Raw genomic sequence first — 15639 nt, forward strand, 5'->3', positions numbered from 1 at the left:
CAGGGTAATAAGTTCACGTTTGCCACATTCACTGTCACCGTGGCGGTATCGGTGTCGCCGTCTGCATCGGTAATGGTATAAGTGAAGGTGTCTGCACCCACAAAGTTGTTCGCTGGCGTATAACTGAAGCTACCGTCTGGGTTCACGTTGACCGTGCCACCATTGGTCGAGACCGCATCAAAGGCCGTCACTGTGGTCGGGTTATCACCCAAGTCATCATTGCCTATCACACTGCCAGTTAATTCGGTATTTTCATCAACATTAAAGCTGTCGTTAACCGCGTCTGGTAATGCGTTGAGGTTAGCTCCGAGGACAGCAACACTCACTGTTGCAGTACTGCTATCTCCATCTGCATCGGTAATCGTATAGGTAAAAGTATCTGTACCAACAAAATTTGAAGCCGGGGTATAAATAAAATTTCCAGAACTATTAACACTGACCGTACCGCCATTGACAGAGTTGCTATCAAATGACGTCACTGTAGTGGGGTTATCACCTAAGTCATCGTTACCCAGTAACGTACCGGATAATTGGGTGTTTTCATCCATTCTAAAGTTGTCGTTTACCGCATCGGGCAGTAAATTCACGTTAGCAACATTGACCGTCACGGTGGCGGTGCTAGTGTCACCGTCGGCATCGGTTATGGTATAAGTGAAGGTATCTGAACCCACAAAATCTGTTACCGGTGTATAAGTAAAATTACCCTCAGCGTCAACGCTAACTGTGCCACCATTGGTTGATGTGCCGTCGAAACCTGTTACTGTTGTCGCTTCATCACCTAGATCATCGTTACCTAATAGACTGCCGTTTAGCGAAGTATTTTCATTTATGTCGAAGACGTCATCTACAGCTTCTGGCAGGTTATTATCGTTGGCGATGTTCACTGTCACAGTGGCAGTACTAGTGTCGCCATCTGCATCCGTAATGGTATAGGTAAAGGTATCTGTACCTACAAAATCCGCCACTGGGGTATAAGTGAAATTACCATCCGCGTCTACAGTTACCGCACCTCCATTTGTTGAGGTGCTGTCAAATTCCGTGACTGCAGTTTCTTCGTCACCTAAATCATCATTACCTAAAAGAGTACCCGTTAACTGAGTGTTTTCTTCCATTTCAAAGGTATCATCAACGGCCTCTGGCAACTTATTAACGTTTGCAATGTTTAGGGTCACCGTTGCTGTGCTCGTGTCGCCGTCGGCATCAGTAATGGTATAGGTAAAGCTATCTGAACCTACAAAATCTGTTACTGGGGTATAAGTAAAATTACCTTCGGCATCTACAGTTACCGTTCCACCATTTGCTGAAGTACTGTCAAAATCGGTTACCGTGGTATCTTCGTCGCCTAAATCATCATTTCCTAAAAGGCTACCATTGAGTTGCGTATTTTCATCCATAGCAAACTCATCATCCACTGCTTCCGGTAACTGATTGACATTAGCGATGTTCACAGTCGCAGTTGCAGTACTGGTGTCTCCATCTGAATCAGTAATGGTGTAGGTAAAAGTATCGGTTCCTACAAAGTCTGCTACTGGGGTGTAAGTAAAGTTACCCGAGCCATCAACTGTTACTTCACCACCATTGCTAGAAGTACCATCGAATGCAGTTACTGTGGTTGCTTGGTCGCCCAAGTCATCATTACCTAAGAGAGTTCCCGTTAACTGGGTGTTTTCATCCATAGAAAAGGTATCATCAACGGCCTCTGGCAATGCATTGGCATTGTCGATTGGGTCAACTAATGTAGGGACTTCTGGGATACCAGCCGCATTATCTAGTTCAGTGGTATCGTAACCAGCGCCGGCTAAAAGTTGATTACCATCTCTGTCTAAAGTAACAAAGCTTGTTCCTTCATTAGCAGTTAAGCCACCGGCTGCGGTATCTGGCACGTCAACCTCATCGCCGGACTCGATTAGTGCTTGTATAGCATCGATATCAGCTTGCTCATTATCAGGTGTCACCTGATTTGCGACTTGGTTTTGCTCTTGTGATTCTGCAGATACCGTGTCTTGTTGCATAGATCGAACGTCAGTAATCTGTATCTCACCAAATTCACTACTCAACTTTTGCTTTGAACCATCTGCAAAAGTTAGAGTGATTTCACTACCTTCAGAAAAAGACAAAACAGTACCAGATGTAAGACTGTCGCCTATTTGCAATCCTACACTTTCAGCCAATTCATTTTTAACGAATCCGGTTATATCGACTATTTTTGCATCTGTTGAGGTAGTAAAATTTTTCATAGATAACATTCCTAGTAATTTACTTTCATCGCTGGTTCGCGCGAATCACTATTTGATTTAGCAACTAAAACTACATCAGCCACAAACCAGCTCTGTCTAGTCGTTAAATTTAGTATTAAAATATGTTAATTTATCGGAATTACAGTAACAAAAAAACCGAATGATCTTTAGTACTATATGACTGTATAAGACAATATAAGGTATATTGTCTTATACATAAGTATCGGTTTTAAGGGTATTTGAAAGGCTCTGTAGAATTAAAAAAGCCTGAATTTTAGTTTTTAAGTCGACGAACACCACCCAGGCCAATCATCGCCAATGCAAAAATAGCAAGCGTTGCTGGCTCGGATACACTGACGCGTTTGAATACATGGTTGACGTAATCACCTGCGAAAAAAACACGGTCATTTACCCAAGCAGATCGGTCAGTTTGACCATTAGCGAATACACCTTGAGTATAAAAACCATCACCATTTCCATCAGCCAGTATGTCTTCACTATACATACTAATAGCAACTCCAGCTCCATCATACCAAGCCATATGATTTACAAGTTGATCACCAGTTGACACCAAATCAAAATCGAAATCAAAATCAAATGCTGCAATAGCGATATCTGCCAAAGGTAGATTCGTTACTCCAGATGCAATTGCGGCTTCTAAGCCATTGTACGGTGCTGGACTATCAGAAGGCCAAGAAGGACCATTAATCATGTCATAACTACCCACGTACTCCCAGATTAAATTATCAGAGTCCAAATAATTTTCACCCACAATCAAACCTGCGTTAGCTTGACCAAACATCCCAATTGACAAAACAACTGCAAAAATCACTTTTAAGAATTTACTACTCATAACATTCTCCAATTATTAACATCGCTTCCTGATGCGACTGACCTTGAGGTTTAACAAGGATTTGACCGTAATGGTGGCCTTACTAAATCTTAGCTTAGTGGTTATTTTATATACTTATCGAATTTTAATAACAATATAACAAATAAATCACTACTAATGTATAACTGTACAAAACATCTTACCGTATTGGGTATTATACATTAGTATAAAACCTAAAATTGAAGGTTGATAAACTTGAATTTAATTCATCGTTAAATTACAACCTGTTGTATTACTACCAAGTCAAGTAGGTAATAACGAAGCCAGCTTATACTCACACCAAGCAACATACATACCAAACCTAAAAAACACTTTAAATCAGATGCTTACACATGCAGGGTAATTTAACTTATCTAAATCTGTTAAAAATACTGACATAATTTTACATTCAAGGTCGCGCGATCAACTCATGCACTTCTTTTAATGAAGGCAGCCTAAAGGACTCTTGATAAAACAATCGGTTGAGCCTACCCAATAAATTAACAACTCGACTAGGATCATGGGATTTACGCCTAGAATCACTCGAATTTTGTAGAAACTCCCAAGGTTTCAAATTCCACTCTAAAACCTGCTCATTTGAAATTTGCTGTTCCGCGATACTACTCAAGATACGTTCGGTTTTACTTTCTTGGATGTTAATAGAGACATTGTGATAACGGTTACTTAGTGGCGCACTGACAGCCTCAATAGCGTAATCAATACCTCGCCAAATGTCATCGTGACTAGGGTGTACACCTCGTGGTGCGTAATAACCCATTACTTCCCATTCTAACTCTGCATTATGCTTGGCGATGGAACTGCCAACTAAGGGGGAAAATGAAAGATCTGGTCGAGCGCCGATATTATATGCATCAACCGAAAGCCCTATATTGATGGCGATATCACCAATATTTTTTTTATCTAAATAAATGGCCTCAAATGCAGCTCGTTTCACCCCCATCCAGCCATACACTACTGGAGACAAACTAGCGAATTGGCGTACATCATCAGGTAGGTCTTCGCCGTACTTATCAATAAATAATGGAGTAGGATCTAATTGCACATTTTCGTCTGGAACCCAAACTTCATATTCTTGCCTGTTATCGCCTTTACCTCGACTCTTAATTCCATAGGAGAGGTTGCGTGGCCTACAAATACTTCTGTCTTCATTATCTTTATGAAAAAACTCTGAACGAAAACGTTTAATGAAAGGAGCATCTGAATTAGCTATGGCGGCAGTAGGGTAGCGAAATCCAATATCGCTATTATTAACTATATAAAACCCAGGAATTTCTCGCTGTAAAATATGCTTCACTCCCGCGAAGGATTGATAGTCTTGCACTATTAAACTTCTTTCGGGTTCAATCGTGAGCCTGCGTCCATCAGCAGTGATGAATTTTGGGGTTTTGTGGTACACATAGTCATTGAGGCCGAGACTCTGGGCATAAGAATTTCGCGCCATGGCCAGCTCGCTAAAAAGCGCGTCGTGATCTCGAATATGTCTAAAAAGTGGTCTGTGCTTAACCATTAATGTCTACTAATTTGTATCGTGTTATCAATTGCTAATTATTTATATGAGGTTGCACAAAAAATTACAAGCATTGTAATCACTTAACTCCACATAAAGAAAAGTCGGGATATACCCGACTTCGATAACAAACGCCTTTAACTAAGACGCTTTTATATGAAATTCTCCCACGTCTGCTTCTACCACATGTACTTTAGTACCAGACACTAAATGTTCAGTGGCTATTAGCTTCCAGTCAATTCCTGAGTATCGATAAATAGGAGTCAATTCTGGCGCCACGTCTTCAACCAATGTAAAACTATGGCCAACCAAATCACCTTTGGCTTTAGTGGTATCTACTTGAGTTTGCATATTCTTTAATGGTTTCCATAAGAGCACGGCTAACAACGCTGTAAAAATGCCAGTGCTTAACATGGCCGCCAATAAAGTGTCAGGGACTATGCCGATATATAGCAAAGCAGCGCTAACCACGGCAGCGCAGCCAACAAAAAACAACACAAAAGTTGAGAAACCCAACACTGCCACTTCGATCACCAACAAAAGAATGCCTAGAATGAGCAAACTTTCAGCTAAATTATTGAATGCCCAGTCCATACACTACCCCTTGTTTAATTGATTGATGATCGTCATGGCCTGTGCAACTACGCCAGATGCTTCGGTAGCGTTATCTGGTAACAACACAACTGAAGATTCTTTCGCTATGGCATGTTTTGCCTCAATCGCTTTTGTTGCTAAGTCAAGCTGTATGGCTTTTTGTCCTTCTTCGGTAGCCGCAGCTTCACCCACTTGGCGCAATGCTTCTGCCTGAGCGGTTGCTACAGCCACTATCGCTTTCGCCTCACCTTCAGCCCGTAAAACTTGTTCTTCTTTGTCGGCTTCGGCGGCTAAAACTACTGAAGCTTTTTGACCTTCAGCGCGGTTTATCGCCGCTTGTCTGTCACCTTCGGATTCTAAGATTTGCGCCCGTTTCACCCGTTCGGCCTTCATTTGTGCTTCCATCGCTTCCATAACAGATTGTGGCGGCACGATATCTTTGATTTCATAACGGAGTACTTGGATACCCCAAGGACCTGCTGCATCATTTATAGATGTCACAATATTAGTGTTAAGCATATCCCTTTCTTCAAAGGTTTTATCAAGCTCCATTTTACCCAACTCTGAACGCATAGTTGTTTGCGCAAGTTGCGTCACCGCAAACACATAATCATCTACCCCATAGGTGGCTTTATAAGGGTCAAGTACGCGGAAATACAATACACCGTCTACATGGAGCGAAATATTATCTTTAGTTATAGCGCTTTGCTCGGGTACATCAACGGCTTGCTCTTTTAAAGAGCGGTCGGCAGAAATACGGTCGATAAAAGGTAATATAAAATTAAGGCCAGCTTCTTTGCTAGATTGATATTTACCAAAACGCTCGATGACATAAGCACGGTTTTGGGGAACAAATTTAATAGAGGTTTTAAGTAACACCACAACAAACACTAAGATCAAAGTTTGTGCGGTAAAAATATAATCGAGTAATACTTCCATAACAGACTTCCTTATTCGACACGGCTAAAGCTGCCGCAGGTTAAGATATATGACCTATAGACACAATTATCAAGCTTTATCGGTGCCCTAGTTTAACCACGCATAACTTAATTTCATAAACACCGAACGCTGATTTTTGGTCAAAGTTGTTAACACATCATCTTGGTAAGCTGAGTCGGAATAACCAACAAAAAATTTGGTTAGAGGATTTAGTTTATAGGAATACAAAAGTTGAGTGCCTAGTCCTTTGCTTTTGGCGTCAACATCAAAGTTATAGTTTTGTTGATTACGTTCAATATCAGAATAGACTAAAATTAACCGTAAAAACTGGCGCTGGTCAAACTGATAGGTAGCTCGAAAGTCTGAAAGGTTCGCTGTAAATAATTGCTGGTTTTCTACATCAAGATTCTGATAAGTATGGCGAAGCTTAAACTGTAAACTTTTTCCTAAATTCCAGTTGATAGTTGGACGAAGCAACAACAATTCGCCTAATCGGTTGTTATCAAAATCGATTTGATCACCAAAACGAGAAAACGTACTCAAATACCAAGAAGAATTAGGGCGCATCTCAAAATAGAAACTCAACATTTTTTCAGTAAACAAAGTACTGTTGTTAACGATGCTCAGTTTACTAGGGTCGTCTCGCAAACCAACTCTATCGCGCTTTAACAACCCTATTTCAAAATAAGATTGCAATTGACCATTCATACTCAGATAAGCTTCTGCTTCTTTTTCAAGTAATTCTCCGTTATCGTTGTGACTGATATCCCAATCACCGGAAAGTCTAATTTTATTCCACCAAGTATTTTCGCTAAACCAATTGTATCCACCACCAATAACAGACTGATGACGATCCGCCAAAGACCCAAAACCTAAGTCTGTTCGAATACCAGTTCCTCGGCTATTTCGGTATAACGAAAAATCCCAATTACGTTCATCATGGTCATAACTAAGCCTGTACGCTTTGCCACTAAACGCCTCGTTCTTATTCAAGCGCAGCGCAGTTTCCGAATAGTCCTGTTGCTGTTCACAATTATCGTCACAAAACTCTTTGTATAAATCTATCGGATACTGGGTATCAGACCTTAAAACTTGGGCGCGGAAGGTATCTTTATCAGTCAACTGATATTTAGCATCTATGCCGTTAACATAATTGTAATAGTCCTGCGCATCTCGCAAAGTGCTAGTTAAACCTAGTGACAGGTTTTCGGATAAATCATAACGATAACGTAATGCCACATTGGTAGATTCCTCTTCAAAAGAAGCAATACTTGAACCTAAGTTGCCCGGAACTAAAAAAGTCGTAGCGTTATCGTTAGCCACAAACACACCAAAAGTATGCTGGTCAATCCGACCTGTTACTTTGGCGCCATAGTCAGGCGCGCCTACATTGCGGGTATACACTAAATCAAAATTACTCGAAAAATAGTCAGAATTTTCTAAGAAAAAAGTACGTTTTTCATCAAAAAATAGCGCAAACGTATCGTTAATACTTAGTTGAGCAACATCAGCCTCGACTTGCGAAAAATCTGGGTTAAGGGTAGCTTGCAACGAGACTTCAGGAGTTATCCCCCATTTCAGATCTAGCCCCAACTCTTTGTTGTCTGAATCTTCCCAAATCAAACTATCTTCTGGTTCACGGCTCTGCCCCTTCCCCAAGACTAAGGTTGGGATTAACGCCAAGTTTTTACCTTGCTTAGCTTTTTTAAAACCAGAAATCGCCCCCATCTGACACAAAGCGCATGAATTGTTCCTATCTAATGGCATATTTGAAATGCGTAAACGATCTGTTCTCGGAAAAAAACGAACCAGTTCAGCCCCCCACACCTTATGTTTGTCGCCCTCTTCAAAATTTAGAATACGCAATGGAATGGCAATTTCCACTTGATAACCGCTAGCGACAATTTTGCCCGCAGACTGCCAGATACCATCCCAACTATCGCTTTCACTGCCTGTCATTTCATTTTGAATTGAATCTGCTTGAATACCTAATGGGTTAACAAAAAACTGGTATGCCAAGCGGCTATCGTTAAAAGTATCAAGCTTAATCCCAACTAAATCATCACTCCAGATACCATCTCTATCTCTATAAAACGCGTTGATGTTTTCTACCTTTGGGTCCTGTGCAATAAATGCCACAAATAGAGTATGACCATTTTCAAACATTTTAACTTTAGTGGTTACCGGAGGACGGGTGTTTTCAAACGGGCTAGTGACATAATTGAGTTCTAGCTCTTTTGCTTGACCCCACTGTTCCTCGTCAAGCTCACCATCAACTATGATGTCAGCAGCTATGTTGGGAATATCTAATAAAGCGAAATGAGGTAAACGAGGGGACTTGGGCTTGTTTTGTTTAGCAAGCGCTACATTTATGCAGCCAATAAAAAGCAGCAGACAAATCAATAGGTTTGGCATTGTCGATAGGTTCCAGTAACAGCTAGTAATCCAAATGGGCGTTTTTGGAAAATTTGCAGAAGGGTAGACTAGTAACGCGACTAAGTCAGCTTTATACGTTAAATCAACCAGTTACTTAGACGAGCTGCAGTTACTCTTAGATTTCAATTCAATCTAAATCTAGTGAAGCAGTCACAACTCTATTACGGCCCATACGTTTGGCTTCATATAGAGCTTTGTCCGCATTGGCAAAGGTGTGGCTACTCGATTTTCCAGTATAAAATTGCGCTACACCAATACTCACAGTCACACGACCAACAATAGCAAAACTATGCTTCGCTACTTTATCTATTATTCTTTGGGCCAAGGATTCGGCACTTGATAATTCAGTTCCATTGGCAATAACTAAAAACTCTTCACCTCCCCAACGGCCAAACGTATCTTGAGGGCGTAAACTTTTTTGAATACATTGAGTCAGTTCTCGTAAGATATCGTCTCCCACCAAGTGTCCATGAGTGTCATTAATGTCCTTAAAATGATCGACATCTATCAATAACAATGAGGCCGGAGAGTAGCCCGTTACTACAGTATTTAACTGATGTTGCAACATGCGCCTGTTAGCAATTCCTAACAATCCATCAATGTTGGCGGCTCGCTCCATTTTTTCAGCACGCAAGTCTGATGCATCCCTTGTCATTTTGAGTTTGATCACACCAAACAAACAAAAAATACAAACGCCCTGTGATAATGCAGCATTAAGTAATAAAGCTTGCAACACTGTATTGTTGAGTTCAAAGACATCTGCATGAGCCAAAAACAATAAAACCAACATTAGGCAATAGATTGCAATGGCACTGATAATTGCTTGTTTGTTGGGCAAGAATAAAAACGACACGACATAGATAAGAGGCACCCACAACAAAGTGGAAGCCATAGTGTAAATGTTGCCAGTATTAGCCGCTTGCAAAAAGGTTATGATTAAAAGGAAAAGCAGATATGAGGTTAAGTAAATAAAAGTAACAACGCGAGCAAGACGTGCTTTTTTGGCAAAAGTACTCAACCCAAAACATGCAGCTAAAACTAAAATACTCGTTATATAACCAAAACGATCGTAATCAAAAATGACTTCCAGAGTTTCCTCAACAGCCCAAACAAAACAAACAGCAGCTATGACTACTAACAATACAAGATTGAAAATTTTGTCACTGTTATTAACTAGCTTCTTCAGGTTACCTATAATCAAGCGTTTACCTCCGTAGCCAGAAAAATTTGAGCTCTTAAAGTTAGTTCAAATTAAACTCGCGTGTCATGTTTTCGTTTTTATCACGATGCACTATTACATTGTCTTCAATTCGTATACCGCCAAAAGGCCGCATTTTGTCGACTATATTCCAATTAATATATTTAGACTGTTCACTGCTTTTTAGATCAGCCAATAAACTATCGATAAAATATAAACCGGGTTCAATGGTGAAAACTTGTCTTGCTTCAATCGTACGGGTATTTCGCAAGAATGGATGAGATGCAGGGGTAGGGTTGGGTGTGCCTCTGTCATCAGAGACATGACCAGCCACATCGTGTACTTGTAAACCCAAAAAATGACCTATGCCGTGCGGGAAAAACGTATTTACTATTCCAGATTCAATAACATCATTAGCAGCCAAATTTACAATTCCGGCATCACTTAGCAGCGCTGCAATTTGATTGAATGCACTACAATGAATTTGCACATAAGACACTCCAGGTTTTAATTCATCGACACATTGCAGTGTAATTTGATGCACCGACTCTATTAAGTCTGCAAACATACCTGTCTCTCTAACATAAGTACGGGTGATATCAGCCGCATAGCCGTTAAAGTTTGCTCCTGCGTCAATTAAAAATGAACGTGATTCCGCTGGCACGTCAGTGGCCACATTGGTGTAATGCAAAATCGACGCATTTTCATTAAGCGCAACGATATTGTTGTAAGGCACTTGATTGTCACCCTGCCTAACTGCGCAAAGGTAAGCGAGATTAATATCAAACTCACTCAAGCCCTGTTCAAATGCGATTTTAGCCGCGCGGTGCCCATCAACAGCAATTCGATTGGCCTCTCGCATACACACTAATTCGTAATCAGTTTTGTAGGCGCGTTGGTAATGTAGGTAATGCATTACCCTGTCTGGATTCACTAAATCAAAACCTAGTGCCTTAGCCACTTCTATGTATTCACCAATGTAAGCGTACTTAGTTTTATCAAAAGGTAAGTGTTTTTCCACTGCATCGGCTTGGGTTAACTCCACAATATCAAACTGCTCAGCCCAAAATTCATTGGGTTCATCCGGTACTTTGTGCCAAAAATCTTTAGGCCGATAGAACACTAACTTGGGTTTATCTACTCCATTAACTATCAACCAACAATTTGGGTTGTCAATGACTGGCAACCACGCTTTGAACTGCGGATTCACTTTAAATGGATAATTGTTGTCGTCTAAGAATAAACGTTTACTTTGCCCAGAATGGATTATCAGTCCGTCAATGCTCTCTCGCTGAATAGCTTCTCGTGTGCGGCTTTGTAACTCTGAAATATGTTGTGGATAGGTTTGTTCAAGTTGGGTTAGAAGTGACATGCCAGATTCTCATCAAATTATATAACGGTAGAATAACATAAGCTTAGAAACTCTTTTGTTTTGATATAACGCCAAAATGTTACTAACTTTTTGGCACTATTTGCATAGTCGCAAGATCTTTAAACAAATTTTCGCTCCCTCCTAATTGTTGACGATATATTTGTTGGTAAGCCAAAACAGCCTTTACATAATTACGAGTTTCTTTATAGGGAATAGTTTCAATCCATAAGTCGAGAGGTACATTACCTTTTTCTGGAAGCCACTGTTTTACTCTGCGCCACCCAGCATTATAGGACGCTGTAGCAAGAATAGGATTGTTGTCCATTTTGTCCATTAGATAACGCATATACTGAGTGCCTAGTTCGACATTGACACCAGGATTAAACAAACTATTTCTATTGATTTTTTTCTTAGCCAAATAATGGGCAGTCCCAGGCATCATTTGCATTAGCCCTAACGCCCCCGCATGCGAAGCAGCATCTGGCATAAAAGAACTTTCTCGTCTGACGATGGCGTATGCCCATGCAACATCAATATTGTTTTTCTTGGCATTACTTTGCAGCTGACTATCGTATGCCATGGGGAAACGTCGGCTCAAATCATCTAAATAACCGGATTTAGAAAAACCAAAAATAGCTTGATCGTGCCAATTTTGTTGACTAGCCAGCACCGCCGCTGTGGCTTTTTGCTGCTGGGTTAATTGACTTTGCAAAAAAATCCATTCGCGTCTAGCACTAAGACTTCGACCCAGTTTTCTAAATTCAAAGGCTCTTTGCGCTGCCGGCATTGCCGCCATTTCATCTAAATCGGCTTGGGAAACCAACAAAGGATTGTCATTTAAACTTGCCATTTCAGATAACTGTCCGCTTGCCAAAAATCCGTAGTAATGGCGTTGTTTGGCTAGCTTTTGTAATCCCTGCTTAGACAATTCTTTTGCTCCTACTTCAGCATAAGCTCGAGCTTGCCAGTACTGAAACACATTTCCATAGGAGATATCTTGAGGCACAAAGTCTATGACATCCAACGCATGCTGCCAATTTTGTTGTCTTAAAACGTGCGCTAAATGCCAGCGCATTAATTCAGCATCAGGCTCAAATTCTGTCGCCTTTTCTAACCACACCTCAGCCTTTTCATGGTCTGCAAGGGCTAAAAAGATAGCAAAACGATGAGTGATTTGTTTGAGTTGTGAATGTGAAAAAATAAACCGACTAGAGAGTTTCTCCCAACTACGCAGTGCCAAATCTCTGTTGCTGCTTATTAAACGCTTTAAACCGTATACTTGTATCTCAGTTTCCTTTTCTGGAAACTTGCCTGGAAAATTTGAAAGCCGAGACACTTGGCTAGATGAACGACGCACTTTTAACCACAGATCAGCTAAATATTGTTGCTTCTTAGGCAATAAGGTTTTTAGATAAGGGATAAGTGTGTGATTGCCTCCATCAGCCGCTAAAGATAGGCGCTTCCATACTAATTCCGGTGTACGCTTGCCAGCTTCGTACCATTTTCGAAATAAAAGATCGCAATCCTTAGGCTGTGACTTACCCACAACCCAAAGTTCTTCAGCCAATTTAAATGCCTGAGCATCTAACGGATCTTGCTGCAACAGTATTTCGGCGTATTTACAAGTTAAAGCGGCATTGCCCATATCTCGATAAAAATGCTTAAACAATTCAGGTTGCTGTTGTTTGCTTAAATACTGCAACCATTTTTTGCGCAAAGGTCTATCTAAGGGGGTGGATTCATATTCTGATAAAAAACCCTCTATTTGATTTTTATTCGCCATAAATGGGAATTTCTTTAAGGTTTTTGATTCAACATAAGGTTTAAGAGGATAACCTTCGAGTTGCTGCATTAATTTTTTGAATACACTGCTATTAGGATTGTGCGCTAACCTCTCGGCTTCAATAAAAAGCTTTCGTTGTTGCTCGCGGTCAAGCACTGGTGCAGCCAGAACAACTTGAGTTAACAAGATACTAGCGATTGCTAAATGAAGAAAATAACGAATAGTCACAAATTCCACTATATCAACGATACGTTAGATAAGATGATAGACCTGATACTAGCAAACTTGTTTACTGATAAATGCGATCATTTAAAAAAATTCTCACTTTAACTGGAATGACCAGTTGAATTAACTACATTTACCCGCATGTAAAGACTATGACTGATTTTGTTGAAAGTTGTTAAAACAAGGTTGCTCTTTTAATTGGTTTTAACAACAATTCACAGGAACTACATTCGGAGGCCGTTGGCCTGCTCCCAACCCACGCTTTGGCGATAGCCATAGGAGATGATGATGATATACGAAAGTAAAAGCCTCAAGGTTAATTTACTACAAGATGGCATTGCTGAATTAGTATTTGATGCCCCTGGTTCGGTAAACAAGTTTGATCAACAAACGGTAGCAGACTTAGATGCTGCAACTCAGGCCTTAGCGGCCAATTCAGACGTAAAAGGGGTGGTAGTTCGGTCTGCGAAATCCACCTTTATTGTGGGTGCTGACATAACCGAATTCACGGGCTTGTTTGATTTGCCAGATGAAGAAGTACTGACTTGGGTAGCAAAAACATCCCAAGTATTTGACCGTTTTGAGGATTTACCTTTTCCTACCATCGCAGCAGTTAATGGTTTTGCGCTAGGTGGCGGTTGTGAAATGGCTTTAGCGTGTGATTTAAGGGTGGCAGATACGTCAGCCAGTATCGGTTTACCAGAAGTGAAACTAGGTTTAATGCCTGGTTTTGGCGGTACTGTGCGTCTGCCTCGTCTTATCGGCGCCGACAACGCATTAGAGTGGATGACAACGGGACGTGACCGTAAAGCTGCGAAGGCCCTAAAAGAGGGTGCAGTTGACGCCGTTGTTGCACCTGAAAAACTAACTGATGCGGCAATTAGCATGTTAAAAGACGCCATTGCAGGTGATTTAGCATGGCAAGCTCGCCGCGAAGAGAAGAAAGCGCCTCTACAACTCAATCAAAACGAAGCTTTAATGAGTTTCTCTACCGCTAAAGCTATGGTGGCAGCACAAGCAGGTAAACATTATCCAGCACCTCATATGATGGTAGAAACAATTTCTAAAGCCGCAGGCTTAGATAGAGACGGCGCGCTTAAACTAGAAAATCAAGGCTTTGCTACCTTAGCCAAAACCGACGCAGCTAAAGCCCAAGTCGGGATATTTTTAGCGGATCAATTGGTAAAAGGTAAAGGCAAAAAACAAGCTAAAGCAGCTAAAAAAGCAATCAAGCAAACTGCCGTTTTAGGTGCAGGAATTATGGGTGGCGGTATAGCCTATCAGTCTGCTGTAAAAGGCACGCCTGTAATCATGAAAGATATTAATCAGGCTGCACTCGACTTAGGCCTAAAAGAAGCCGCAACCATTCTAGGTAAAGGCATGCAACGTGGCAAAGTAGACGCCACCAAAATGGCCACCACACTCAACAATATTACCCCTACACTTGAATATTCAGCGATTAAAGATGTAGACCTTGTAATTGAAGCGGTTGTTGAAAATCCGAAAGTAAAAGGCATAGTGTTAGCCGAAACCGAAACACATGTTGCTGACGATGCCATTATCTGTTCTAACACTTCTACTATTTCAATCAATCAATTAGCAGAAAGTTTACAAAAACCTGAACGATTCTGCGGTATGCACTTCTTTAACCCTGTGCACAAAATGCCACTGGTTGAAATCATTCGCGGTGAAAAAACGAGCGAAGATACTATCTCTGCCGTTGTAGCAGCCACACTAAAAATGGGTAAAACCCCAATAGTAGTTAACGACTGCCCAGGCTTTTTAGTTAACCGCGTGCTGTTCCCGTATTTTGCTGGATTCAGCAAGTTAGTGATGGACGGCGCCGATTTTGTGGCTGTTGATAAAGTCATGGAAAAAATCTTCGGTTGGCCAATGGGCCCTGCATTTTTGCTTGATGTAGTAGGCATGGACACAGCTGACCACGCATCAAGTGTCATGTCAGATGGAATTCCACAACGCATGCAAAAAATTGCTAATGACCCTGTGACGCTTTTATACAAAGCTGAACGTTTCGGTCAAAAGAACGGCAAAGGCTTCTACAATTTCAGTTTAGACAAACGAGGTCGCCCTGCAAAAGTAGCAGCGCCAGAAGCCTATGAATTGTTCGCACCGCACTGCGCAGACAAACGTGATTTCGATAAAGACGAAATTATTGCTCGAGTAATGATTCCTATGGCTAACGAAGCGATTCGTTGTTTAGAAGAAGGTATTGTAGCCAGCGCGGCAGAAGCTGATATGGCCTTGCTTTATGGATTAGGTTTCCCTCCATTTAAAGGCGGTATTTTCCGTTACATTGAAACTATGGGCTTAGCCAACTTTGTAGCCTTGGCTGATAAATACGCAGACTTAGGTCCTATTTATCAAATATCAGATGGTGTGCGCGAAATGGCCGCATCAAACAAATCTTATTTTGCGCAGTCTGTGTAACAAATTAT

Annotated in this window: 10 protein-coding genes; 1 reads left to right on the forward strand and 9 read right to left on the reverse strand. The window is 41.1% G+C overall.

Going from position 1 to position 15639, the window contains the following annotated elements; translation table 11 throughout:
- The 9 genes from KO534_RS11120 to KO534_RS11160 form a co-directional block, all read right to left on the reverse strand.
- The coding region (locus tag KO534_RS11120) for a retention module-containing protein (protein ID WP_215929731.1) at window positions 1-2237 on the reverse strand (2237 nt) is incomplete at its 3' end.
- Between the two features lie 274 nt (window positions 2238-2511).
- Entirely contained in the window at window positions 2512-3090 is a 579-nt protein-coding gene (locus KO534_RS11125; protein WP_215929732.1) for a PEP-CTERM sorting domain-containing protein, read from the reverse strand.
- A gap of 427 nt (window positions 3091-3517) precedes the next feature.
- Window positions 3518-4636, reverse strand: a complete 1119-nt coding sequence (locus KO534_RS11130) for a hypothetical protein (RefSeq protein WP_215929733.1) — start codon at window positions 4634-4636, stop codon at window positions 3518-3520.
- Window positions 4637-4777: 141 nt separating this feature from the next.
- Window positions 4778-5230, reverse strand: a complete 453-nt coding sequence (locus KO534_RS11135) for an NfeD family protein (RefSeq protein WP_215929734.1) — start codon at window positions 5228-5230, stop codon at window positions 4778-4780.
- Between the two features lie 3 nt (window positions 5231-5233).
- Window positions 5234-6169, reverse strand: a complete 936-nt coding sequence (locus KO534_RS11140) for a slipin family protein (protein WP_215929735.1) — start codon at window positions 6167-6169, stop codon at window positions 5234-5236.
- An 87-nt stretch (window positions 6170-6256) separates the two neighbouring features.
- Window positions 6257-8584: a carbohydrate binding family 9 domain-containing protein gene (locus tag KO534_RS11145; RefSeq protein ID WP_215929736.1), complete on the reverse strand. Its 2328-nt coding sequence runs from the start codon at window positions 8582-8584 to the stop codon at window positions 6257-6259.
- A gap of 148 nt (window positions 8585-8732) precedes the next feature.
- Window positions 8733-9806, reverse strand: coding sequence for a GGDEF domain-containing protein (locus tag KO534_RS11150; RefSeq protein WP_215929737.1), 1074 nt, complete (start codon window positions 9804-9806; stop codon window positions 8733-8735).
- Window positions 9807-9846: 40 nt separating this feature from the next.
- Window positions 9847-11175, reverse strand: coding sequence for a Xaa-Pro dipeptidase (gene pepQ / locus KO534_RS11155; protein ID WP_215929738.1), 1329 nt, complete (start codon window positions 11173-11175; stop codon window positions 9847-9849).
- A gap of 82 nt (window positions 11176-11257) precedes the next feature.
- Window positions 11258-13186, reverse strand: coding sequence for a lytic transglycosylase domain-containing protein (locus KO534_RS11160; protein WP_354667927.1), 1929 nt, complete (start codon window positions 13184-13186; stop codon window positions 11258-11260).
- 285 nt (window positions 13187-13471) lie between these two features.
- Between KO534_RS11160 and fadB the strand changes: the two genes are divergently transcribed.
- Window positions 13472-15631, forward strand: coding sequence for a fatty acid oxidation complex subunit alpha FadB (fadB, locus tag KO534_RS11165; protein WP_215929740.1), 2160 nt, complete (start codon window positions 13472-13474; stop codon window positions 15629-15631).
- The last annotated feature ends 8 nt before the right edge of the window (window positions 15632-15639 follow it).

It is taken from the genome of Paraglaciecola arctica, assembly GCF_018861065.1.
Taxonomy (GTDB): Bacteria; Pseudomonadota; Gammaproteobacteria; order Enterobacterales; family Alteromonadaceae; genus Paraglaciecola; species Paraglaciecola arctica_B.